This window comes from Litorisediminivivens sp. KMU-197 (assembly GCF_056858395.1).
This window is the reverse complement of the sequence record NZ_JBXEQG010000006.1, coordinates 101,373-122,231: the sequence shown is the minus strand read 5'-3', so window position 1 is coordinate 122,231 and position 20,859 is coordinate 101,373. Positions and strand designations below refer to the sequence as shown.

22 protein-coding genes are annotated in these 20,859 nt (G+C 66.9%); 11 read left to right on the top strand and 11 right to left on the bottom strand.

Features of this window, described 5'->3' with window-relative positions; genetic code table 11:
• Positions 1–340: 340 nt before the first annotated feature.
• The gene (gene prpE / locus AC04PT_RS14250) at positions 341–2,242 is read right to left on the bottom strand and encodes a propionate-CoA ligase PrpE (RefSeq protein ID WP_482874383.1); all 1,902 of its coding nucleotides are present in this window, start codon (positions 2,240–2,242) and stop codon (positions 341–343) included.
• A 628-nt stretch (positions 2,243–2,870) separates the two neighbouring features.
• Positions 2,871–5,153 carry an NADP-dependent malic enzyme gene (locus AC04PT_RS14245; RefSeq protein WP_482874382.1) on the bottom strand — a complete coding sequence of 761 codons (2,283 nt, stop codon included), beginning with the start codon at positions 5,151–5,153 and terminating at the stop codon, positions 2,871–2,873.
• Between the two features lie 226 nt (positions 5,154–5,379).
• Between AC04PT_RS14245 and cdd the strand changes: the two genes are divergently transcribed.
• The 6 genes from cdd (at position 5,380) to AC04PT_RS14215 (ending at position 11,129) form a co-directional block, all read left to right on the top strand.
• Positions 5,380–5,781, top strand: coding sequence for a cytidine deaminase (cdd, locus tag AC04PT_RS14240; protein WP_482874381.1), 402 nt, complete (start codon positions 5,380–5,382; stop codon positions 5,779–5,781).
• A complete protein-coding gene (locus AC04PT_RS14235) occupies positions 5,778–7,088 on the top strand; it encodes a thymidine phosphorylase (RefSeq protein ID WP_482874380.1) in 1,311 nt (436 codons plus the stop codon). Before cdd ends, AC04PT_RS14235 begins: the two co-directional genes overlap by 4 nt.
• Positions 7,085–8,293 (top strand): phosphopentomutase, encoded by a 1,209-nt coding sequence (locus AC04PT_RS14230; protein WP_482874379.1) that lies wholly within the window; start codon positions 7,085–7,087, stop codon positions 8,291–8,293. The genes AC04PT_RS14235 and AC04PT_RS14230 overlap by 4 nt, the downstream gene beginning before the upstream one ends.
• Complete coding sequence (locus AC04PT_RS14225) at positions 8,290–9,276, top strand: adenosine deaminase (protein WP_482874378.1); 987 nt, start codon at positions 8,290–8,292, stop codon at positions 9,274–9,276. The genes AC04PT_RS14230 and AC04PT_RS14225 overlap by 4 nt, the downstream gene beginning before the upstream one ends.
• Positions 9,273–9,905, top strand: a complete 633-nt coding sequence (gene upp / locus AC04PT_RS14220) for a uracil phosphoribosyltransferase (RefSeq protein WP_482874377.1) — start codon at positions 9,273–9,275, stop codon at positions 9,903–9,905. Before AC04PT_RS14225 ends, upp begins: the two co-directional genes overlap by 4 nt.
• A gap of 66 nt (positions 9,906–9,971) precedes the next feature.
• Positions 9,972–11,129 (top strand): SPOR domain-containing protein, encoded by a 1,158-nt coding sequence (locus tag AC04PT_RS14215; protein WP_482874376.1) that lies wholly within the window; start codon positions 9,972–9,974, stop codon positions 11,127–11,129.
• Between the two features lie 117 nt (positions 11,130–11,246).
• Here the strand turns inward: AC04PT_RS14215 and AC04PT_RS14210 are convergent, their stop codons facing one another.
• Both AC04PT_RS14210 and AC04PT_RS14205 read right to left on the bottom strand, forming a co-directional pair.
• A complete protein-coding gene (locus AC04PT_RS14210; protein WP_482874375.1) occupies positions 11,247–12,272 on the bottom strand; it encodes a hypothetical protein in 1,026 nt (341 codons plus the stop codon).
• A 200-nt stretch (positions 12,273–12,472) separates the two neighbouring features.
• Positions 12,473–13,342, bottom strand: a complete 870-nt coding sequence (locus tag AC04PT_RS14205; protein WP_482874374.1) for a LysR family transcriptional regulator — start codon at positions 13,340–13,342, stop codon at positions 12,473–12,475.
• 101 nt (positions 13,343–13,443) lie between these two features.
• On the opposite strand from AC04PT_RS14205, the gene AC04PT_RS14200 reads away from it, so the two are divergent.
• The 3 genes from AC04PT_RS14200 to AC04PT_RS14190 all read left to right on the top strand — a co-directional run bounded on the left by AC04PT_RS14200 (position 13,444) and on the right by AC04PT_RS14190 (position 14,659).
• Positions 13,444–13,596, top strand: coding sequence for a hypothetical protein (locus AC04PT_RS14200; RefSeq protein WP_482874373.1), 153 nt, complete (start codon positions 13,444–13,446; stop codon positions 13,594–13,596).
• Positions 13,586–13,720, top strand: a complete 135-nt coding sequence (locus tag AC04PT_RS14195) for a hypothetical protein (RefSeq protein WP_482874372.1) — start codon at positions 13,586–13,588, stop codon at positions 13,718–13,720. Before AC04PT_RS14200 ends, AC04PT_RS14195 begins: the two co-directional genes overlap by 11 nt.
• A gap of 99 nt (positions 13,721–13,819) precedes the next feature.
• The gene (locus tag AC04PT_RS14190; protein WP_482874371.1) at positions 13,820–14,659 is read left to right on the top strand and encodes a universal stress protein; all 840 of its coding nucleotides are present in this window, start codon (positions 13,820–13,822) and stop codon (positions 14,657–14,659) included.
• A 57-nt stretch (positions 14,660–14,716) separates the two neighbouring features.
• Here AC04PT_RS14190 and AC04PT_RS14185 read toward each other — a convergent pair whose 3' ends face one another.
• From AC04PT_RS14185 to AC04PT_RS14170, 4 genes are all read right to left on the bottom strand, one after another.
• Entirely contained in the window at positions 14,717–15,151 is a 435-nt protein-coding gene (locus tag AC04PT_RS14185; protein WP_482874370.1) for a DMT family transporter, read from the bottom strand.
• Between the two features lie 115 nt (positions 15,152–15,266).
• Positions 15,267–15,764, bottom strand: coding sequence for a MarR family winged helix-turn-helix transcriptional regulator (locus AC04PT_RS14180; RefSeq protein WP_482874369.1), 498 nt, complete (start codon positions 15,762–15,764; stop codon positions 15,267–15,269).
• A gap of 87 nt (positions 15,765–15,851) precedes the next feature.
• Entirely contained in the window at positions 15,852–16,139 is a 288-nt protein-coding gene (locus AC04PT_RS14175; protein WP_482874368.1) for a succinate dehydrogenase assembly factor 2, read from the bottom strand.
• The gene (locus AC04PT_RS14170) at positions 16,136–16,528 is read right to left on the bottom strand and encodes a helix-turn-helix domain-containing protein (protein WP_482874367.1); all 393 of its coding nucleotides are present in this window, start codon (positions 16,526–16,528) and stop codon (positions 16,136–16,138) included. The genes AC04PT_RS14175 and AC04PT_RS14170 overlap by 4 nt, the downstream gene beginning before the upstream one ends.
• Before the next feature lie 92 nt (positions 16,529–16,620).
• On the opposite strand from AC04PT_RS14170, the gene AC04PT_RS14165 reads away from it, so the two are divergent.
• A complete protein-coding gene (locus AC04PT_RS14165) occupies positions 16,621–17,826 on the top strand; it encodes a pyridoxal phosphate-dependent aminotransferase (protein WP_482874366.1) in 1,206 nt (401 codons plus the stop codon).
• Positions 17,823–18,224, top strand: a complete 402-nt coding sequence (locus tag AC04PT_RS14160; RefSeq protein WP_482874365.1) for a hypothetical protein — start codon at positions 17,823–17,825, stop codon at positions 18,222–18,224. The genes AC04PT_RS14165 and AC04PT_RS14160 overlap by 4 nt, the downstream gene beginning before the upstream one ends.
• Before the next feature lie 108 nt (positions 18,225–18,332).
• Here AC04PT_RS14160 and AC04PT_RS14155 read toward each other — a convergent pair whose 3' ends face one another.
• From AC04PT_RS14155 to AC04PT_RS14145, 3 genes are all read right to left on the bottom strand, one after another.
• Complete coding sequence (locus tag AC04PT_RS14155; protein ID WP_482874364.1) at positions 18,333–19,694, bottom strand: MATE family efflux transporter; 1,362 nt, start codon at positions 19,692–19,694, stop codon at positions 18,333–18,335.
• 61 nt (positions 19,695–19,755) lie between these two features.
• Complete coding sequence (locus tag AC04PT_RS14150; RefSeq protein WP_482874363.1) at positions 19,756–20,424, bottom strand: DUF1194 domain-containing protein; 669 nt, start codon at positions 20,422–20,424, stop codon at positions 19,756–19,758.
• Positions 20,424–20,852, bottom strand: a complete 429-nt coding sequence (locus AC04PT_RS14145) for a VOC family protein (protein ID WP_482874362.1) — start codon at positions 20,850–20,852, stop codon at positions 20,424–20,426. The genes AC04PT_RS14150 and AC04PT_RS14145 overlap by 1 nt, the downstream gene beginning before the upstream one ends.
• Positions 20,853–20,859: the final 7 nt, after the last annotated feature.

The window sequence follows — 20,859 nt, the reverse complement described above, 5'->3', positions numbered from 1 at the left end:
TTAAGTTTATTGGCCCGCCCACAAAATGATTAATAAGAGGTTTAAACCCGGAAGTGTGATCCGGATCACAGAACCCTGTGTGGATATCGGTAATCCTAGTTTTTGCGCCTGTTCGGCTTCGGTGTCTTAAGCATTGTATACGAACCCTTTCTCTTCCCGGATAAGGCGGGTGCGCACCCTTTCTTGATGGGCAATTTACGCCCGACGGAAAATTACGCGGTGGTGGGTGAGTGAGTGACACCTGCCACCGCGACTTCCCTTCCCCCAGCCGGCCCTGGCCCAGACGCCCCGCGCCTCCGCGGCCTCTTTCCGTACAGAAAGAAACCGCGGAGCGGGCCGGTCAGGCGGCCTTCGCGCCGGCGTATCCGATGGTCTTCAACGCCTCGCGGATCTCGTCGAGGATTGCCGGATCGTCGATCGTCGCCGGCATCTTGAAAGCCTCGTCGTCGGCGATCTTGACCATCGTCGCCCGTAGGATTTTCCCCGAGCGCGTCTTCGGCAGCCGATCCACCACCAGCGCCAGCTTGAACGCCGCCACCGGCCCGATCTTTTCGCGCACCAGCTTGACCACTTCGCTCACGATCTCCTCGTGCGGACGGTTGCAGCCCTTGTTGAGGCAGACGAAGCCCACCGGCACTTGTCCCTTCAACTGGTCCGTCACCCCGATCACCGCGCATTCCGCGACATCCGGGTGCGAGGCCAGCACCTCTTCCATTCCGCCGGTCGACAGCCTGTGGCCCGCCACGTTGATCACGTCATCGGTGCGCGCCATGATGTAAAGATAGCCGTCCTCGTCGATCATCCCGGCGTCGCCGGTCTCGTAGAACCCCGGGAAGGTGGTCAGATAGCTCTTCCGGAACCTTTCCTCGGCATTCCACAGCGTCGGCAGGGTGCCCGGCGGCAGCGGCAGCTTGACCGCGATCGCCCCCAGCTCGCCGCGCGGCATCTCGCGCCCGCCCTCGTCAAGGATGCGCACGTCATAGCCCGGCATCACCACCGAGGGCGACCCGATCTTGACCGGCAGCGGCTCGATCCCCATCGGGTTGGCGACCATGGCATAGCCGGTCTCGGTCTGCCACCAATGGTCGATCACCGGCACCTTCAACTGGTCTTGCGCCCAGATCACCGTGTCCGGATCGGCCCGCTCGCCCGCCAGATAGACCGTCTTCAGGCACGACAGGTCGTACTTCCGGATGAACTCACCCTTCGGATCCTCGCGCTTCACCGCCCGAAATGCCGTTGGCGCGGTGAAGAAGCTCTTGATCCCATGTTCCGAGATCACCCGCCAGAAGGTGCCCGCGTCGGGCGTGCCCACCGGCTTGCCCTCGAACACCACCGTGGTGTTGCCATGCACCAGCGGCCCGTAGCAGATGTAGCTGTGCCCCACGACCCAGCCCACATCCGAGGCCGCCCAGAACACGTCGCCGGGATCGACGTTGTAGATGTTCTTCATGGTCCAGTTCAGCGCCACCAGATGACCGCCGGTGTGGCGCACGACACCCTTCGGCGCGCCCGTGGTGCCCGAGGTGTACAGCACATAGGCCGGATGGTTGCCCTCCACCGGCACGCAGTCGGCGGGCTCCACGCCGTCCTGCGCGTCATGCCAGTCGAAATCCCGACCGTCCTGCAAGTCCGCCTCCGCCTGCGGACGTTGCAGGATCAGCGTGAACTCCGGCTTGTGCTTGGCCATCTCGATGGCGCCGTCGATCAGCGGCTTGTATTTCACCACCCGTCCCGGTTCCAACCCGCATGAGGCGGCCATGATCGCCTTCGGCGTGGCGTCGTCGATCCGGACCGCCAGCTCGTTGGCGGCGAATCCGCCGAACACCACCGAATGCACCGCCCCCAGCCGCGCGCAGGCCAGCATCGCCTCAAGCGCTTCGGGAACCATCGGCATGTAGATGATGACCCGGTCGCCCTTTTCGATGCCCTTGGCGCGCAACGCACCGGCCAGTTTCGCCACGCGCTCCTGCAACTCGGCAAAGGTGATCTTCTGCTGGCTGTCGGTGATCGGGCTGTCGTGGATGATCGCCACCTGATCGCCGCGACCGTTCTTCACATGCCGGTCGACCGCGTTCCAGCAGGCGTTGACCATGCCGTCGGCGTACCATTCATAGAGGTCGTTGCCCTTGTCGGTGAGGGCCTTGCTCGGGGCCCGGTCCCAGTCGATGGCCTTGGCGGCCTCCATCCAGAATCCTTCGGGATCGGCCTTCCAGCCCTCATAGACGTCCTTGTATGCCATGGTGTTCCTCCTCCGGCGGTCGGGCGGAGTTATGCAAGCGCCTGCGCCGCGGGCAAGCCGGTTGGCGCTAGCAGCGGCAGAATACCGCGAAAAATTTGCAGATCTGCGCCCATTGGCTTGCGAAGCTTTGCAAAGCCCGCGAAATTTTCCCGGCGGGGGCGAAGGGCGCGTCGATTTGCAAACTCGTCGGCGCAAGACGGAGAATCACTTTCCGGACACGGCGGGGGAAATACGACCTTCCCCACGTCGCTTCCCCGCGCGATACGCCGGCGAATCCGTGGTTAATTCGGGCTACGGGCCGGCATGGTGCCGGTCCGTCAGACAAGAGTGACGTTGCCATGGGCGACAAGAAGCAGAAACCCGCCAAGCCGGGTTCCAAACCCACCCCCAAATAAGGCCGCAAGGGGACGTGGCCGCGCCGGGGTCATCCGGCGCGGCACATGAGGCCACAGCACGCACCGCGTGCGACGAGATTTCTAGAAACTCATTGATGGATGCGGTTTCAATCACCTAGGCCCGCAGGCTGCCGGCCCAAGGACCGGACGTCCTACAGGTTCATTTCAGGGACCGCCATGTCCCGCGGTCCGCAAAGGCACCATACCGCCACGCGCGGTATGGTGTCCCTAGATCAGCCGTAATGCGCCACCGGGGTTCCCGCAATCGCCGCCATGTTCAGCAACCCGCGCGGCGTGATCCCGGGCGTCACCACGTGCGCACGGTTGCCCATGCCCATCAGGATCGGCCCCACCTCCAGCCCGTCGGCCTTGGTCTTCAGGATGTTGCGCACCGCGCTGGCCGCATCCGCATGGCCAAAGATCAGCACGTTCGCCGCACCCTCCAGCCGCCCGCCGGGCAGCAGCCGCTCGCGCAGCTCCGGGTCGAGCGCCGCATCCACGTTCATCTCGCCCTCGTACTGGAAATCGGTCTGCATTCCGTCCAGCAATCCCAGCGCCTCGCGCAGGCGCTTGCCCGAACCTTCCGCCTGGTTGCCGAACTGCGACTGCGAGCAGAAGGCGATGCGCGGCTCTACCCCGAAGCGCCGCGCATGACGCGCCGCGCCCACCGCCACCTCGGCCAGCTCGGCCGGAGAGGGCAGGGACCAGACATGCGTGTCGGCCAGAAACAGCGGCCCGTCTTCGAGGATCATCATGCTCAGCGCGCCATGCGGGCGATATTCGTCGCTGCCCAGCACCTGCGTCACGTAGTTCAGATGCCAGCGGAATTCGCCCATGGTGCCGCAGATCATGCTGTCGGCCTCGCCCCGGTGCACCATGACCGCGGCAATCGCCGTGTTGTTGGTCCGCATGACCGCCCGCGCCACGTCGGGCGTTACCCCGCGCCGCGCCATCAGCTCGTGATAGGTGCCCCAATAATCGCGATACCGCGCATCGCTTTCGGGGTTCACGATCTCGAAATCGCGCTCCGGACGGATCTTCAGGCCCGCACGCTCACACCGCGACGCGATCACCTCGGGCCGCCCGATCAGGATCGGCTTCTCGGTGGTTTCCTCCAGTATGGCCTGCGCCGCGCGCAGCACCCGCTCATCCTCGCCCTCGGCATAGACGATCCGCCGCGATGCGCTGCGTGCGGCCGCGAACACCGGGCGCATCAGCAGCGCCGATTTGAACACCGAGGCGTTGAGCTTGTGCTTGTAGGCCTCCATGTCCGCCAGCGGCCGCGTCGCGACGCCGGTCTCCATCGCCGCCTTCGCCACGGCCGAGGACACCACCGCCGACAGCCGTGGATCGAACGGCTTCGGAATCAGGTACTCGGCCCCGAAGGTCAGATGCTCGCCCTGATAGGCCGCCGCCGCCTCCGCACTTGTCGTTTCGCGCGCCAGCGCCGCGATGCCCTCGATGCAGGCGATCTTCATCTCGTCGTTGATCTCGGTCGCGCCGACATCCAGCGCCCCCCGGAAGATGAAGGGGAAACACAGCACGTTATTGACCTGGTTGGGAAAATCGCTGCGGCCCGTGGCAATGATCGCATCCGGCTTCACCGCGCGGGCGGCGTCCGGCATGATCTCGGGCGTCGGGTTGGCCAGCGCAAAGATGATCGGCGCGTCGCACATCTTGGCCACCATCTCGGGCTTCAGCACACCTGGCCCGGAAAGCCCCAGAAACATGTCCGCGCCCTCGATCACCTCGTCCAGCGTCCGCTTGTCGGTGGCCTGCGCATACTCCGCTTTCTGAGGCGTCATCTCGTCGGTCCGCCCCTCGTAGACCACGCCCTTGATATCGCAAAGCCAGACGTTCTCGCGCCGCACACCCAGCTTCAGCAGCATGTTGAGACAGGCAATCCCCGCCGCGCCGCCCCCGGTCGAGACGATCTTGATGTCCTCGAACCGCTTGCCGGCCACCCGCAGGGCGTTGGTGGCCGCTGCCCCCACGACGATCGCCGTCCCGTGCTGGTCGTCGTGGAACACCGGGATGTTCATCCGCTGGCGGCAGATCTCTTCTACGATGAAGCAGTCCGGCGCCTTGATGTCTTCCAGGTTGATCGCCCCGAAGGTCGGTTCCAGCGCGCAGACGATGTCCGCCAGCTTCTCGGGATCGCTCTCGTTGACCTCGATATCGAAGCAGTCGATGCCGGCGAACTTCTTGAACAGGACAGCCTTGCCTTCCATCACCGGTTTCGACGCCAGCGCCCCGATATTGCCCAGCCCCAGCACCGCGGTGCCGTTCGACACCACCGCCACCAGGTTGCCGCGCGCGGTGTAGCGGGCCGCGTCGCTGGGCTCTGCCTTGATCTCCATGCAGGCCTCGGCCACGCCCGGCGAATAGGCCCGTGCAAGGTCGCGCCCGTTGGCCAGCGGCTTGGTGGCACGGACCTCCAGCTTCCCCGGCTTGGGGAACTCGTGGTAGAGCAGGGCCGCCTCGCGCAAGGTTTCCTGGGCTTTGCTGTCGGTCATGTCCGTCCCTTCCAAAATTTAGTTTAGCACTAAACTAATTCCTGGGCCGCCTGTAGCCCCGCCTCGCCGATAACAGTTTCAGGCTCAGCCTGTAAATCCAGCATAGCGCTAACACCGGGATTCGCAGGAAAATTCCTGATCCCGCCGCAGCACGGGCTACGTCATGCTTGCATCGCGCCGCCACGGGCCTGATCATTGCCGCAACGAGTTTAACGAGGTCTTACTGATGTCACTGGCCGACACCGCCCGCGCCGTGCGCGAAAACGCCTATGCCCCCTATTCCGGCTTCAAGGTCGGCGCCGCGCTGCAATCCGAGGATGGCACCCTCTTCGCCGGCTGCAATGTCGAAAACGTGGCCTATCCCGAAGGCACCTGCGCCGAGGCGGGTGCCATCGCCGCCATGGTTGCCGCGGGGCAGACCCGTTTCACCGCCGCCTATGTCATCGCCGACAGTCCCACCCCGGTGACCCCCTGCGGCGGTTGCCGTCAGAAGCTGGCGGAATTTGCCGCCACTCCCGACGTGCCCGTCACCATGGCCTCGCTCAATGGCGAAACCGTCACCCTGACGTTGGCCGAATTGCTGCCCGGCGCCTTCGACGCCGCCCAGATGGACCTCGACAAGGCATGAGCGACGCCCGCGCCATCATCGCCGCTCTGCGCCGGGGCGATGCGCCCTCGTCCGACGAACTCGCGTGGTTCGCCCGCGGCCTTGCCGACGGCCGCGTCAGCGACGCGCAGGCCGGGGCCTTTGCCATGGGCGTCTGTCTGCGGGGCCTTGACGAACCCGGCCGCGTCGCGCTGACCCGCGCGATGCGCGACAGCGGCGACATCCTGCGCTGGGACCTGCCCGGTCCGGTACTCGACAAGCATTCCACCGGCGGCGTCGGCGACTGTGTCTCGCTGGTGCTTGCACCGGCGCTGGCCGCCTGCGGCGCCTTCGTGCCGATGATCTCGGGCAGGGGCCTCGGCCACACCGGCGGCACGCTCGACAAACTCGAAAGCATCCCAGGCGTCTCCACCACGCTTGAGGAATCCCATTTCCGCCGCGTGGTTGCCGAATCCGGCTGCGCCATCGTCTCGGCCACCGCCGACATCGCCCCCGCCGACAAGCGCCTCTACGCGATCCGCGACGTCACTGCGACGGTCGAAAGCCTCGACCTCATCACCGCCTCGATCCTGTCCAAGAAGCTCGCCGCCGGGCTCGAAGGGTTGGTGCTCGACGTCAAACTCGGCTCCGGCGCCTTCATGAAACGGATGGAGGATGCCGCAGCCCTCGCGCAAGCGCTCGTCTCCACCGCCAACGCCGCCGGCTGCCCGACGCGAGCGCTGATCACCGACATGTCGCAGCCCTTGGCCCCCGCGCTGGGCAACGCGCTCGAAGTCGACGCCGCAATGGAGGTGCTCACCGGCGCCGTCCGCGGCCGCCTCTACCGCATCACCTGCGCGCTGGGCGGCGTGCTTCTGGCGTCTGGGGGCCTTGCGGACACCGTCGAGGCAGGCGAGAAATCCATCGGCGACGCCATCGCCTCGGGTCAAGCCGCCGAGCGCTTCGGCCACATGATCCGCGCCATGGGCGGCCCGGTGCATTTCACCGAAGACTGGCAGCGTTTCCTGCCCGAAGCCCCCGTGATCCAGGAGGTGACCGCCACCGAAGATGCCGTCGTCACCGCCATCGACGGCGAAGCGCTGGGCCTTGCCGTGGTCAACCTCGGCGGCGGGCGTCTGGTGGAGACAGACCTCGTCGATCCCGCCGTCGGCCTGTCCGACGTGGTCCGCATCGGCGACAGGGTCAGCCGGGGCCAGCCGCTTGCCCGCGTTCATGCCGCCCGCGAATCTCAGGCCGACGCCGCCACCCGCGCCACCCGCGCTGCCATCACGCTGGGCACCACCGCGCCCGCGCAACCCGACCTTGTGCTTGAAAGGATCCTGTCATGACGCGCGCCTTCCTCGTGGTGATGGACTCCGTCGGAATTGGCGGCGCCCCGGATGCCGATCAGTACTTCAATGGCGACATCCCCGACACCGGCGCCAACACCGTCGCTCATATCGCGCAGGCCTGTGCCGCCGGTCAGGCCGAGGACGGCCGAACCGGCCCGCTGCTGGTGCCGCACCTCGACCGTCTCGGCCTCGGCGCCGCTTGCCGCCTCGCCTCCGGCGACGATACCCCCGGCCTCGATGCCGAGCCGCAGGCGCTCTGGGGTGCCGCCACCGAAGAGTCGCGCGGCAAGGACACGCCCTCCGGCCACTGGGAACTTGCCGGCCTGCCGGTGCCGTGGGACTGGACCGTCTTTCCCAAGGAAATCCCCGCATTCCCCAAGCATCTCAGCGACTTGACCGCCCAACTTTCCGGCACCGATGGCATCCTTGGCAATTGCCACGCGTCAGGCACCGAGATCCTCAAGGACCTCGGCCAAGAGCACATCCGCACCGGCTGGCCGATCTGCTACACCTCGGTCGACAGCGTCTTCCAGATCGCCGCGCACGAGGATCACTTCGGCCTCGATCGCCTGCTGAAGCTCTGCGAAGACCTCGCCCCGCACCTGCACGAAATGCGCGTCGGCCGCGTCATCGCGCGGCCCTTCCGGGGCGAGCCGGGCAATTTCAACCGCACCAAGAACCGCCGCGACTACGCCCTGACACCTCCCGGCAAGGTGCTGACCAACTGGGTGCAGGACGCGGGTCATCCTGTGATCGCGGTGGGCAAGATCGGCGACATCTTCTCGATGGAAGGCATCGATAAGAACCTCAAGGGCACCGACGAGGAACTGGCGATCCACCTTGAAAAACAGGTGGAGACCGCCCCCGACGGCGCGCTGGTCTTCGCCAATTTCGTCGAGTTCGACAGCCTCTGGGGCCACCGCCGCGACGTTTCCGGCTATGCCCGCGCGCTGGAATGGTTCGACGTGCAACTGGGCCGCATCCTGCCGAAACTGCGCGACGATGACCTGTTGATCCTCACCGCCGATCATGGCAACGACCCCACCTGGCATGGCACGGATCACACCCGCGAACGGGTGCCTGTGCTCTGCGCCGGACCGTCGGCCGGAGAGATCGGTATCACCGATTTCACCTCTGTCGCGGCTTCCATATCCGAACATCTGGGCGTCGATTACCCCTCAAATCTGCGGAGTTTCCTGTGACTTTTCGAACATTCCCCAAGGTCGAGCTGCACCTGCATATCGAAGGCGCTGCGCCGCCGGGCTTCATCGCCGGGCTGGCCAAGGAGAAGTCTGTGGATATCTCGGGGATATTCGACGAGCGCGGCCACTACGCCTACAAGGATTTCCTGCACTTTCTCAAGGTCTACGAAGCCGCAACGCAGGTCCTCCTGACGCCCGAGGACTTCCGCCGCTTGACCCTCGCGGTGCTGGAGGAAAGCGCCAGCCACGGCGTGATCTACTCCGAAGCCTTCCTCAGTCCCGATTTCTGCGGCGGCGGTGATCTGGAAGCCTGGAAGGATTACCTTCACGCCATCCGCGACGCCGCCGATCAGGCCGAACGCGATTTCGGGATTCATCTGCGCGGCGTGGTCACCTGCGTCCGCCACTTCGGCCCCGAGCAGGCGAAACAGACCGCCCGTTGCGCCGCCGAAACCGCCGACGACTGGCTCTGCGGCTTCGGCATGGGCGGCGATGAAAACGCGGGCGATCCCAAGGACCTTGCCTATGCCTTCGATATGGCGCGCGAGGCCGGGCTGCGGCTGACCACCCATGCTGGCGAATGGCGCGGCCCCGAAGAAGTGCGCGCATCCGTCCGCGATCTGCGGGTCGAACGCATCGGCCACGGCGTCCGCGCCATCGAGGATCCGGCCCTCTGCGAGGAACTGGCCGAGCAGGGCGTCACGCTCGAGGTTTGCCCCGGTTCGAACGTGCGCCTCGGCGTCTACCCGAACCTCGCCGCGCATCCTATTGAAAAACTGCGCGAAAGGGGCGTTCCCGTAACCGTCTCGACCGACGATCCGCCGTTCTTCCACACCACCATGACGCAGGAATACGACAACCTCGCCCGCGTCTTCGAATGGAACGAAGACGACTTCCGCGAAATCAACAAGACCGCCGCCGAGGCCGCCTTCTGCAATGAAGAGACCCGCGCCAACATCCTGAAAAAGCTGGAAAACACATGACCGATCACCTCACCGTCGTCGATCACCCCTTGGTGCAGCACAAGCTCAGCTGGATGCGCGACAAGGACACCTCGACCGCTGGCTTCCGCCGCCTGTTGCGCGAAATCAGCCAGCTTCTTGCTTACGAGATCACCCGCGATCTGCCGATGACCACCCAGCGCATCGAAACCCCGATGGAGCCAATGGACGCGCCGGTGCTCGATGGCAAGAAACTGGCGCTGATCTCGATCCTGCGGGCGGGCAACGGGCTGCTTGACGGGGTGCTCGAACTGATCCCCTCGGCCCGCGTCGGTTTCGTCGGCCTCTACCGTGACGAGGAAACGCTGGAGCCGGTGCAATACTACTTCAAGGTGCCCGACGGGCTGGCTGACCGGCTGGTGATCGCGGTCGATCCGATGCTGGCCACCGGCAATTCCTCGGTCGCGGCCATCGACCTGCTGAAACAGGCCGGCGCCACCGATATCCGCTTCCTCTGCCTGCTCGCCTCGCCCGAAGGTGTGGCCCGCATGAAAGAGGCCCATCCCGACGTGCCGATCGTCACGGCGTCGCTCGACAGCCACCTGAACGAGAACGGTTACATCGTGCCGGGGCTAGGTGATGCGGGTGACCGGATGTTTGGCACTAAATAGGCCCGACAACACTTTACTAACGGGTTTCCATTTGTCATGCTGAGGTTGAACCTGTGGGGACCGGTGATGATAAAATTGAATATTTACGCGACCTTGCTTGCCGCGGTGTCGCTGTCGTTCATGGGCGCGGCGGGCGTCGCGCAAATTCAGGACGATCTCGCGCAGCCGGCGGAACTGCCGCCGCAATCCTACGAGGGGCGGCAGTATGTCGACAGCCGCGGCTGCATCTACATCCGCGCCGGGATCGACGGCAACGTGACCTGGGTGCCAAGGGTCGACCGCAACCGCCGGGTGATCTGCGGGCAGGCATCGGGCACCACCCAGGCGGCTGAAACCGCGCCCGCCCCGGCGCCCGTGATCACCACGCCGGAGGCTCCGGTGGTCGCCGCACCGGCCCCCGCGCCGAAGCCGGTGGTGCGTCAGGCGACACGCCAGCCCGCTGCCGCCACGAAGCCCCGGCGCAAGGCCCCGGCCCGGACGGCCCGCCGTGCGCCCGCCCCCCGTGTCGAGGCGCCGGCCCGCCGCACCGTCACACGCAGGACCCGCCCGGTCGAGATCGACGGCCCCGTCGTCATCGTCGACAAGAACCGCCGCGTCATCCACACCATGCCCGACGGCGTGCGCGTCTACTCCGGCAAGAGCGGCCGGGATCACGTCACCGGCAAGACCGTGATCGCGCCCAAGGCCGCATATGAACGCGGCGCCTCGGTCAAGGTGCCCATGCCCAAGGGGTACGAACGCGCATTCAAGGACGGCCGCCATTCCACCACCCGCGCGCACCAGACGCTGGACGGGCGGCGCAAGATGCTGCTGACCTGGACCAACACGGTGCCGCGCCGGCTGATCGACAAGTACACCGGCGAAGAGGTCAGCCGCTATTTCCCCGAGCTGCGCTATCCCTACCGGTCGATGAAGCAGCAGCGGGCAGCGATGGTCTCGTCGCTTAGCGAAGCGCCCAAGACCGTGCGTCGCGCGGCCCCGGTGCAGGCCGCCAGCCACCGGTTCATCAACATCGGCAGCTTCAGCAGTCGCGGAAAGGCCGAAGGCGCGATCCGCCGTCTGCAAGCCGCGGGGATGCCGGTGTCGGTCAACGAATACACCAACCGCGGCACGCACTACTACATGGTGCTGGCCGGCCCGTTCCAGCGGCAGGACCGGCTGAGCGCGGCGCTCAACACGGTGCGGCACCGCATCGGCTACCGCTCTGCTTCGCTGCGGAACTGAGCCGCCTGCCGATTCACGCTCCGCAGTCCCGGACCTGATCCGGGACCTCACGTCAGGCGTTTGTAAGGAGGTCCCGGATCAGGTCCGGGACGGCGTCGCAGGCAGCCGCGACCGGGGTCACTCGCCGCAGATCGTCTGCAGCCGCAGCCAGTCGTTGTCGCTCATCACCGGTTGCACTGATGCGCCGCGCATCGGGTCCGCCTCGATCAGCGCCAGCGTGGATTCCCCGGTGACATCCAGCGCATAGGCATAGGGCGCGGCACTCACCCGCGCCTCGGCAAAGGCGTCAAGCAGGCGGTCCGCCGGCACGGCCTCGGGCGCGGCATCCATCAGCGCGACCGCGTAATCCTCAAGCGCCGCCTCGGGCAGTTGCCCGGTGGTCAGCAGCCGCGCGGTGGCGAACATGCCGGCCTGCCGCAACAGCCCCTCCAGCGGATCGGAGCGCTTCGCCCGCAGGGTCTCGGCCAGTACATAGCCGGCGGCCACGTCGGGATCCTCGTTGTCCTCGATCACCGCGCGATTGAGCAGGATGAAGCCGCCCGGCAGATGCGCGCTGTCGCGGCTGGCCTGCCGCAGCACGATCAGGTCCGAGGCCCGCTCCTGTCCCAGCACCCGCCGTCCCAGCTTGCGCAGCACCGGCGCCGCGGTTTCGGAGCGGCAGGGCGGCCCGGTCATGCGCGACAGCTCGTCGAGCACGGTCAACCCGATCGAGTCTCGCTTGACCGTCGGCACCACCCGCATGGTATGCGCCAGAAGCGCGTCCGGCAGCCAGTAGACCGCGGCCAGGATACAGGCGGCGATCGCGCCGGCACCCAGACCCCAGCGCAGCCGGCCTTCCTTGGGCCGCCGCCGCGCGATCTCGCGCCGCAACCGTTCGATGGCCTCGATCATGTCCGACGCGTCCTCGCCCAGCTCAAGCTCTTCGCCGGGGTCGCCATCGGGGTGATAGCGCGCCGGGCGCTCGCCGGGGTTGGCCCGCTCCACGGCCGCCAGGGACCAATGGGTCAGCGGACGGTCGGTCATGTCGGTCAAGACCAGCGAGGCATCGCCCAGCGATACCACCACGTCGCGCCGCTGCGCGCCGGCCTCGGCCCGCCAGAGGCCGCTCGCCTCCAACCGCTGGTACTGCTTCAACGCCGTCATCTGCCGGGCCTGCTCCGCCTCATCGGCGCGACGATAACACGGGCTGCCGGGCAAGGTCCATCGGTGGATGGGCCCCGCGCGCCGCCCGCAATATCTTGTGCCGCAGGGGCAGGGTGGGATGTCCGGCAGAGCCATCCCAGGGCCCTGCCCCCGTCACCCGGAAGACCCGCCAACGGCGCCGCCGACCCGACGATGGCCGCTCACCCGGCCTGCCGCCGCAACCATTTCAGGAAGGCCCGCAGCGGCGGCCGCGGCACACCCGGCCCGGTGACGATCCAGTAGCCCTTGTCGGGCTGATCCTCGAACAGGATGCGCAGCCGCCCGGCGCGCACATCCTCCGCGACCCAGAGCGAGGCAGTCAAGGCCACCCCCTGGCCGCTGCGCGCCGCGTCCAGCGTCAGGTTGCCGGGCAAATGCAGGATCGACGCCTCCGCCGGCCCCGACGCACCATGCGCTTCCAGCCAGACCGAACTTTCCGAGGTGCCCAGTTCCTGCAACCATGGCAGGTGGCGCAGGTCGCCCGGCGCGCGGATCTCCCGGTCGCCGATCAACTCGGGCGCGGCCACGATCGCCATGCCCGAGCACACCAGCAGCTCCGCCTCCAGACCGGGCCAGTGTCCAGCGCCGTAACGGATGGCCACGTCGATATGCCCCGGCCGCGGATCGGTGAGCGCCGGGTTCGGATCGACCATCAGGTCGATGCCGGGATGCGTCGCGCGGAAATCCGGCAGCCGCGGCATCAGCCAGTTGGCCGCAAAGCTGGGCGTGGTCGAAACGTGCAGCGGCCGCGCGGCATCCGCCCCGGTCATCGCTGCCACGGTCTCGGCAATCCGGGTGAACCCCGCGTCCAGCGCCTCGGCCAACTGGTGGCCCTGCAAGGTCAGCGTCGCGGCGCGTCCCGACCGGTCGAGCAGGCTGAGACCCAGGTGGCTCTCCAGGTTGCGGATCTGCTGGCTGATGGCCGCGTGGCTGACATTGAGCGCCGCGCCCGCCGCCTGCACCGAACCGCGCTCGGCATAGGCCGCAAAGGCGCGCAGCGCCGACAGCGGGGGCAGGGCGGTCCAATCCATATACGTAACCTAAGCTTACATATGCTCAGTATTCCTGAGTCGCTCCATCCCCGTCAATAGCGCATATTACCTACATACCCACCCCGGAACAGGAGGACGACATGTTCGGAATTTTTGCAGATGTCTTCAAGCGCGCCACCTATCAGGACGACCACGACGCACCGCGCGACATGCGCGCTGACGGACGGCCCCCGTTTTACTGGTCGGCGGAAACCCGGCGCCGCAAGGGCTGGAGCGACGCGCATGACGATTGATCCGCTGCTCATGGATTACGAAATCGCCCGCCGCGGCGACGCGCGCTGCCCCGAAAGCCACTGGCCGTGGCGCGGTGGCCGCTGGGGCCGGCGCGTCGTGCCCCATGGACGGCGCTATCTCTGACCCTTGCAAGGGCGTCCCCTGTGGGCGCCCTTGATCTGCCGCAAGGACGTCCGCCCTGCCTCTGTGCTATAATCGCGCGAGTCAGAAGGGAGGGGTCCAATGTCCTACAAGACCTTGTTCACCGTCATTACCGACAGCCGGCTGGACCGCTCGGCGCTGGCACAGACCGAGCAGCTCGCCACCGCATGGCGGGCCCATCTTGACGTGCTCTGCCTTGGTGTCGACCGCAGCCAGACCGGCTACTTCTTCGCCGGCGCCGATGCCATGGTGGTGCAGGATGTGATTGCCCGGGTCTCGGAAGAGGCGCAGGCGCTCGAACAGTTGACGCGCGACCGGCTGGACGGCTGTGCCACACCCTGGGGTTGCGAGGCGAAACTGGCGCCGATCGGCGATCTGGGCCGACACGTGGCCGCGCACGCCCGGTTTTCCGATCTTGTTGTGCTGCCGAAACCCTATGGCAAGGACAGCGGGACCGAGCTGGAACCCATCATCGAAGGCGCGCTCTACGACGGTCATGCACCGGTGCTGGTGATGCCGGAGGGGGCGCAGGCCGACCCGGCGCCGGGCCGGATCATGATCGGCTGGAACGAAAGCGGCGAGGCATTGCGCACGGTGCGCGCGGCGCTGCCGCTGCTAACAGCCGCCCGCGCGGTCTCGGTTGTGGTGATCGACCCGCCGCGACATGGGCTGGATCAGGCGGATCCCGGCCACCGGCTGTCGCAGATGCTGGCACGGCATGGCGTGACGGTCGAGGTCGAGGTGCTGCCGAAATCGCTGCCCCGGGTCTCCGACGTGTTGCTGCGCCATGCCACCGACAGCGCGGCGGACCTTCTTGTGATGGGGGCCTACGGCCATTCGCGGTTCCGCGAGGCGATTCTCGGCGGCGCCACCCGCGACATGCTGGAGGCGATGCACCTGCCGGTGTTCATGGCGCATTGACCGCGGAACGATGGGTGTAAATCAGACCGGTGACAGGCGGTTGTCACCCAACCCGCGTCACGCCTGTTGCGTGATCCAGACCCCCAGCGCCATCACCCCGATCCCCAGCGCACGCACCGGGCCAAGCGGCGCGATCTGCGCGGTGAACAGGCCGAAGTGATCGATCGCCGCCGCGCTGACCAACTGCCCCAGCAGCACGAAGAACACCGCATTGCCGACCCCGAAGGTCGGCGCGACATAGGTGATCGACAGCACGTAGAAGGCCACCAGCAGCCCGGCCAGAAACAGATGCTTCGGCGCGCCGGTCGCGCGGGCAAGGGCGCCGGGTCCGGTCACCAGCAGCGCAAGGCAGGTGGCGCCCAGCGCCACGCAGAACAGGATTGCAGCGGCTGCCGCGGGCGATCCCATGCGCTGGCCCAGCGCGGCGTTCAGCGCGGCGAGCACCGGGATGCCTATTCCGGCGGCCAGCATGGTCAGGGCGTGTATCGGCATCGGCATCTCCTGGACAGGGCTGTCGCCACTATGCCCGGAAATTACCGGGATGCCAGTGCCCGCCGCGCCGCCAGCGGACGCGCCCCGCGCCCGGGACGCCCGCACGACAGCCGGCCTAATAGATGTACCGGATCTGATCGGTCCAGTAGCGTTCCACCCGGCGCAGCGACGTGGTGATGTCGTCGATCCCCTCCGGCCCCAGCACGCCGCGCGATTCCAGCCCCTCGGCATGGCGCGCGAACAGCCCGGCCACGATGTCGCGGATCTCGCGGCCCTTGGCGGTCAGCCGCACCCGGACCGAGCGGCGGTCGATCTCGCAGCGCTGGTGGTGCATGTAACCGGCTTCGACCAGCTTCTTCAGGTTGTAGCTGACGTTCGAACCCTGGTAATAACCGCGGCTCTTCAATTCGCCGGCCGTGACCTCGTTCTCGCCGATGTTGAACAGCAGCAGCGCCTGGACGGCGTTGATCTCCAGCACGCCGACCCGTTCGAATTCGTCCTTGATCACGTCCAGCAGCAATCGGTGAAGCCGTTCCACCAGCGCCAGCGCGTCCAGGTAGTTGGCCATGAAACCCGCATTGCCGGTTGCGGGCAGTTGGGAATGCAAGCTCATCACGTCTCCGCCATTGTCTAGTCTCTGGCGGAAGCTGACGCATAAAGCCGAAAAAAGCGTTAAAAAGCAGACGGTGTGATGAAACTGTCAGCCGCGCTGGCCGACCCCGCCCTCGGCAGCCAGCGCCACCGCGCGGATATCCGCGATCAGCGCGGCATGCGCCGGGGGCGGCGGCACCTGGCCCGAGACCCATTGATAGAGGTCCTGGTCGTTCTCCGACAACAGCGCCTCGTAGTCCGCCAGACCGGCCTCGTCCATCGTGTGCAGCCGGGCCCCGGCATAGGCGGTCAGGATCAGGTCCATCTCCTTGATCCCGCGCCGCATCGACCGCATTTCCAGCCGCTTGAGCCGCGCCGCACGGTCGCCCTGGCTCATGTGCCGGCCAGCTTCTGACGCAGCTTCTTCTCCAGCCGGCCCAGCCGTTCGGCATTGTCCTGCATCTTGGTCTTCATCTCGCGGATCTCCAGCAGGATATCGTTGATATCCGGGGTGATCAGGTCGCTTTCGTCGCTATAGACGACACCGTCGCCTTCGCCGTTCAGTAGCCACATGAAGGTGACATTGAGCAGCCCGGCGATCATCGACAGCCGGTTGGCCCGCGGCTCCAGCAGGTCGTCTTCCCACTTCTTCAGCGTGGTCAGCTTGACGCCCAGCCGCTTGGCCAGATCGGCCTGGCTCATCCCGGCCTGTTCGCGCGCCGCCGCCAGCCTGTCGCCGAAAGTCGCGGCCTCGGGGCCGTACCAGTCCACCGCTTCATCCTGCATGCGTCTCTCCCTTACCTCCGATCACGCTTGATCGGTTACCGCCCGCAATCTAAGACGGAACTCGCCCGGCAATAAACCACAGGCCCGACCCGATGTCCCTGCTTTCCGACACGCTTGCCCGTGTCAAACCGTCGCCCACCGTCGCCGTCACCACCAAGGCCGCCGAACTGCGTGCCGCCGGGCGCGACGTGATTGGGCTCGGTGCGGGCGAACCCGACTTCGACACGCCCGATCACATCAAGGCCGCGGGCATCGCCGCCATCAAGGCCGGCAAGACGAAATACACCGCGCCCGACGGCATTGCCGAGCTGAAACAGGCAATTTGCGACAAATTTGAACGGGAAAACGGGCTGAGCTATGCGCCGGCGCAGGTCTCCGTGGCCACCGGCGGCAAGCAGATCCTCTACAATGCGCTGATGGCGACGCTCAATCCGGGCGACGAGGTGGTGATTCCCGCGCCCTACTGGGTCAGCTATCCCGACATGGTGCTGCTGGCGGGGGGCACGCCGGTGGTGGTGGAGTGCCAGATCGAGGCCGGGTTCAAGATGACGCCCGCGCAGCTGGACGCCGCGATCACCGACCGGACCAAGTGGTTCATCTTCAATTCGCCGTCGAACCCCACCGGGGCGGGCTACAGCCATGACGAGCTGAAGGCGCTGACCGAGGTGCTGATGCGCCACCCGCATGTGCACGTGATGACCGACGACATGTACGAGCACCTGGCCTATGACGGGTTCACCTTCTGCACCCCGGCCGAGGTCGAACCCGGCCTCTACGACCGGACGCTGACCTGCAACGGGGTGTCGAAAGCCTATGCCATGACCGGCTGGCGCATCGGCTACGCCGCCGGGCCGAAGGTGCTGATCGACGCCATGCGCAAGATCCAGTCGCAATCGACCACCAATCCCTGCACCATCTCGCAATGGGCGGCGGTCGAGGCGCTGACCGGCCCGCAGGACTTCCTTGCCGACAACGTGGCGCTGTTCAAACGCCGCCGCGACCTCGTGGTATCAAAGCTGAACGAGATCGACGGCGTGACCTGCCCGGTGCCCGAGGGGGCGTTCTACGTCTATCCCTCGATCGCCGGGCTGATCGGGAAAACCTCGGCCGGGGGCGCCGCGATCACCGACGACGAGGCGTTCGCCACGGCGCTGCTGGAGGAGGTCGGCGTCGCGGTGGTCTTCGGTGCGGCCTTCGGGCTCTCGCCCAACTTCCGGGTGTCCTACGCCACCTCGGAGACCCAGCTGGAGGAAGCCTGCCGCCGCATTCAACGCTTCTGCGCCGGGCTCTCGGCATGAGCGCGGGGCTGCCCGAGTATTACTTCCGCGTCCGTGAAAACGGCGCGCTGGTGTTCCGCATCGACACCGGCAACCGGCAGCGGCGGATCGAGATGGACCAGATCGCCGTGGTCAATATCCGCAACGGCGAGGTGAAGCCGCATGGCGGGCGCGAACTGACCGCCGGCGACATGGCCGAGATCCAGCGCTGGATGGCGGAGCGGCAGGCGGTGCTGGCCGAGCGCGACATCGACGACATCCTGCGGGCGGTGGACCACATGAACCTGACCACGCAATGGGCGCAGTCCCGGGCGACGCCCGAGCAGCTTGACCGGGTCACCGACGCGCTGCTTCTGGCGATGCACGATCTGCGCACGGTGCTGGTGCGCAAAAAGGCGGACCGGCTGCTGAAGGAGTAGCGCCCGCTGGACGAGCGCCTTTCAGGCGCGCAGGTCGGTTTGCGTTCAGGCCACGCAGGCCTTGGGGCTCTGCCCCAAACCCCGGGATAATTTCGGCCAGAAGAAGCCTCAGGCGCGCATCGCCGCGACCCGGTCGGCGCGGTGCCAGAAGCGGGCCATCATCATCACGGCGGCGGCGGCGAGGCCGATGACGAGCCCGGCCCAGACCCCGGTGCCGCCGAACCCCCAGACGAAGCCCAGCAGGTAGGCGGCCGAGAGGCCGAGGCCCCAGTAGCTGATCGCCGCCATCACCATCGGCACGGTGGTGTCCTGCACGCCGCGCAGCAGGCCAAGGGCCAGGACCTGCGCTCCGTCCGCCAGCTGGAACAGGGCAGCCATGACCAGCAGGCCGGTGCCGATGCGGATGATCTCGGCGCGCTGCGGGTCGTCCTCGGACAGGAACAGCGCGATCAGCGGTTCCGGCAGGGTCAGGAAGATCACAATGGAGACGGTCGCGGCGAGCGCCGACAGCGCGATGACGGCGCTGGCGCCGCGTTTCAGAAGGCCTGCGTCACGGCGCCCGAAGGCGGTTCCGGCGCGGACGGTGGCGGCATTGGACAGCCCGAGGTGGATCATGAAGGCGGCGGTGGCCAGTTGCAGCACGATGCCATGGGCGGCCAGCGGCACGGTGCCCAGCCAGCCCATCATGATCGACGAGGCCGCGAACAGCCCGACCTCGGCCAGGTTGGTCAGCCCGATCGGCACGCCCATGCGCAGGACGCGGGACATGACCTCGAAATCCGGTCGCCAGAGGCGGGTGAAGAGCGCATGGTCCGGCAGCACGCGCCGGGCGTAGACCACCACGCCGATGAGCGAGATCACCTGCACCGACATCGAGGCCCAGGCCGCCCCGGCCACGCCAAGTTCGGGCGCGCCCCAGTTGCCGAAGATCAGCATGTAGTTAGCCAGCACGTTGCCGGCGCCGGCCAACACCGTGATCCAGAACACCACGGCGGTGCGCTCCAGCGCCGCAAGATAGCTTTTCAGCACCATCACCAGCAGCGCCGGCAGGATCGCCACGCCGGTGATCCTGAGGTAGGTCTGCGCATCGGCGGCCAGTTCGGGCTGCTGGCCCAGCGCCACCAGCAACGGCCCCGAGAACCAGAACAGCGGCAGGAAGGCCAGGGCATAGATCACCGACAGCCACAGCCCCATCCGCGTCACGCGGCGGATCTGGGTCTCGTCGCCCTCGGCCGCCGCCGAGGCCACCAGCGGCATGACGGCGAAGGCGAACCCCGACCCCATCAGGAAGATCACGATGAACAGCGTCGTGCCCAGTACCAGCGCCGCCAAGGGCGCCACCCCGTACCAGCCCATCATCACCGTGTCGGTCAGCCCGATCAGGAACTGCGCGAGGTGTCCGCCGATCAGCGGCAGGCCGATCCGGGTGAGGGCGCGCATGTGCTGCGCGTAGCTGAGCGGCTGGGTCATCGGAAAACTCGTGCGGACACAACCCCAGAGGGGTATAGGCGCCGTCCGCGCTTGGCAAGGCTCAGCGCCCGCCCAGCACCAGTTCGCGGGTCTCGCGATAGAGCTTGCGGGTCATCGCATCCTCGAAGCCCTCGTAACCCACCGCCTCCTCGAGAAAGGCATAGCGCCCGCGCAGCACCTCCTGCCGGTAATAGGGCACCACGCGGGCGTCGTCACCGGTCACCACGAGGCCGTTCACCGTCACCCCGGCGAAGGGAAAATTACGATAGGCCAGTTGCGGGCGGAAGCCCTCGTTGGTGATGCCGTCGCCCGAGACATCCACCACCCGGCGGTCACAGACCGGGGCGCGCCGCAGCAGGCCGGCGGCGTAGCCCAGCGCATAGCCCAAGGCGGTGGGATACTCGGTGTAGGACCGGGGCAGGGCGCGGACCCGCGCCGCCACGGCCTCGAGGTCCGCTATGCTGCCCAGCATCACCCAGTCCTGCAACACCGCCTGCTGATACCGCCCCGACCATTCGAAAATCGACAGCGCCACCGGGGCCGAGCCGTCGAGGATCGCCCCCGCCACCGCCGGATCGACCAGCGCCGCCGCCAACCCCTGCCGTTGCAACGCATGTTCGCGCGCATCCACCGAGGACGACACATCGACCGCCAGCACCAGCGCCAGCCGGCACTCGGCCATCACAGCCGATGACCAGAACGCCAGCACAAGGGCGGCCAGCCAGCGCATCACCAGTGGCCGGTGTTGCCCATGCTCGCCCAGGGCTCTTGCGGCGGCAGGTCGTCGCCGCGCTGGAGCAGCTCGATCGAGATGTTGTCGGGCGAACGGACAAAGGCCATGTGGCCGTCGCGCGGCGGGCGGTTGATCGTCACACCGGCGTCCATCAGTTTCTCGCACATGGCATAGATGTCGTCGACGCGGAACGCCAGATGGCCAAAGTGCCGGCTGTCCGAGGGCAGGCCCTCGTCGCCGTCCCAGTTGTAGGTCAGCTCGATCGGCGCCTCTTCCTGACCCGGCGGCGCCATGAAAACCAGCGTGAACCGGCCCTTTTCGCTGTCGGTCCGCTTGGTCTCCTTCAGGCCCAGCAGCTCGTAGAAATCCATCGACGCCTCAAGGTCCTTGACCCGGACCATGACATGTTCGTATCGCAGGTTCATCGTGCAT

Bases quoted from the DNA above. Each gene is read 5' to 3' on its own strand.
- AC04PT_RS14175 (WP_482874368.1), bottom strand. From the start codon at position 16,139: ATGAGCCAGGGCGACCGTGCGGCGCGGCTCAAGCGGCTGGAAATGCGG.
- prpE (WP_482874383.1), bottom strand. From the start codon at position 2,242: ATGGCATACAAGGACGTCTATGAGGGCTGGAAGGCCGATCCCGAAGGA.
- AC04PT_RS14195 (WP_482874372.1), top strand. From the start codon at position 13,586: ATGACGATTGATCCGCTGCTCATGGATTACGAAATCGCCCGCCGCGGC.
- cdd (WP_482874381.1), top strand. From the start codon at position 5,380: ATGTCACTGGCCGACACCGCCCGCGCCGTGCGCGAAAACGCCTATGCC.
- AC04PT_RS14210 (WP_482874375.1), bottom strand. From the start codon at position 12,272: ATGACGGCGTTGAAGCAGTACCAGCGGTTGGAGGCGAGCGGCCTCTGG.
- AC04PT_RS14235 (WP_482874380.1), top strand. From the start codon at position 5,778: ATGAGCGACGCCCGCGCCATCATCGCCGCTCTGCGCCGGGGCGATGCG.
- AC04PT_RS14165 (WP_482874366.1), top strand. From the start codon at position 16,621: ATGTCCCTGCTTTCCGACACGCTTGCCCGTGTCAAACCGTCGCCCACC.
- upp (WP_482874377.1), top strand. From the start codon at position 9,273: ATGACCGATCACCTCACCGTCGTCGATCACCCCTTGGTGCAGCACAAG.
- AC04PT_RS14150 (WP_482874363.1), bottom strand. From the start codon at position 20,424: ATGCGCTGGCTGGCCGCCCTTGTGCTGGCGTTCTGGTCATCGGCTGTG.
- AC04PT_RS14200 (WP_482874373.1), top strand. From the start codon at position 13,444: ATGTTCGGAATTTTTGCAGATGTCTTCAAGCGCGCCACCTATCAGGAC.
- AC04PT_RS14145 (WP_482874362.1), bottom strand. From the start codon at position 20,852: ATGAACCTGCGATACGAACATGTCATGGTCCGGGTCAAGGACCTTGAG.
- AC04PT_RS14190 (WP_482874371.1), top strand. From the start codon at position 13,820: ATGTCCTACAAGACCTTGTTCACCGTCATTACCGACAGCCGGCTGGAC.
- AC04PT_RS14170 (WP_482874367.1), bottom strand. From the start codon at position 16,528: ATGCAGGATGAAGCGGTGGACTGGTACGGCCCCGAGGCCGCGACTTTC.
- AC04PT_RS14185 (WP_482874370.1), bottom strand. From the start codon at position 15,151: ATGCCGATACACGCCCTGACCATGCTGGCCGCCGGAATAGGCATCCCG.
- AC04PT_RS14215 (WP_482874376.1), top strand. From the start codon at position 9,972: ATGATAAAATTGAATATTTACGCGACCTTGCTTGCCGCGGTGTCGCTG.
- AC04PT_RS14230 (WP_482874379.1), top strand. From the start codon at position 7,085: ATGACGCGCGCCTTCCTCGTGGTGATGGACTCCGTCGGAATTGGCGGC.
- AC04PT_RS14160 (WP_482874365.1), top strand. From the start codon at position 17,823: ATGAGCGCGGGGCTGCCCGAGTATTACTTCCGCGTCCGTGAAAACGGC.
- AC04PT_RS14245 (WP_482874382.1), bottom strand. From the start codon at position 5,153: ATGACCGACAGCAAAGCCCAGGAAACCTTGCGCGAGGCGGCCCTGCTC.
- AC04PT_RS14180 (WP_482874369.1), bottom strand. From the start codon at position 15,764: ATGAGCTTGCATTCCCAACTGCCCGCAACCGGCAATGCGGGTTTCATG.
- AC04PT_RS14155 (WP_482874364.1), bottom strand. From the start codon at position 19,694: ATGACCCAGCCGCTCAGCTACGCGCAGCACATGCGCGCCCTCACCCGG.
- AC04PT_RS14205 (WP_482874374.1), bottom strand. From the start codon at position 13,342: ATGGATTGGACCGCCCTGCCCCCGCTGTCGGCGCTGCGCGCCTTTGCG.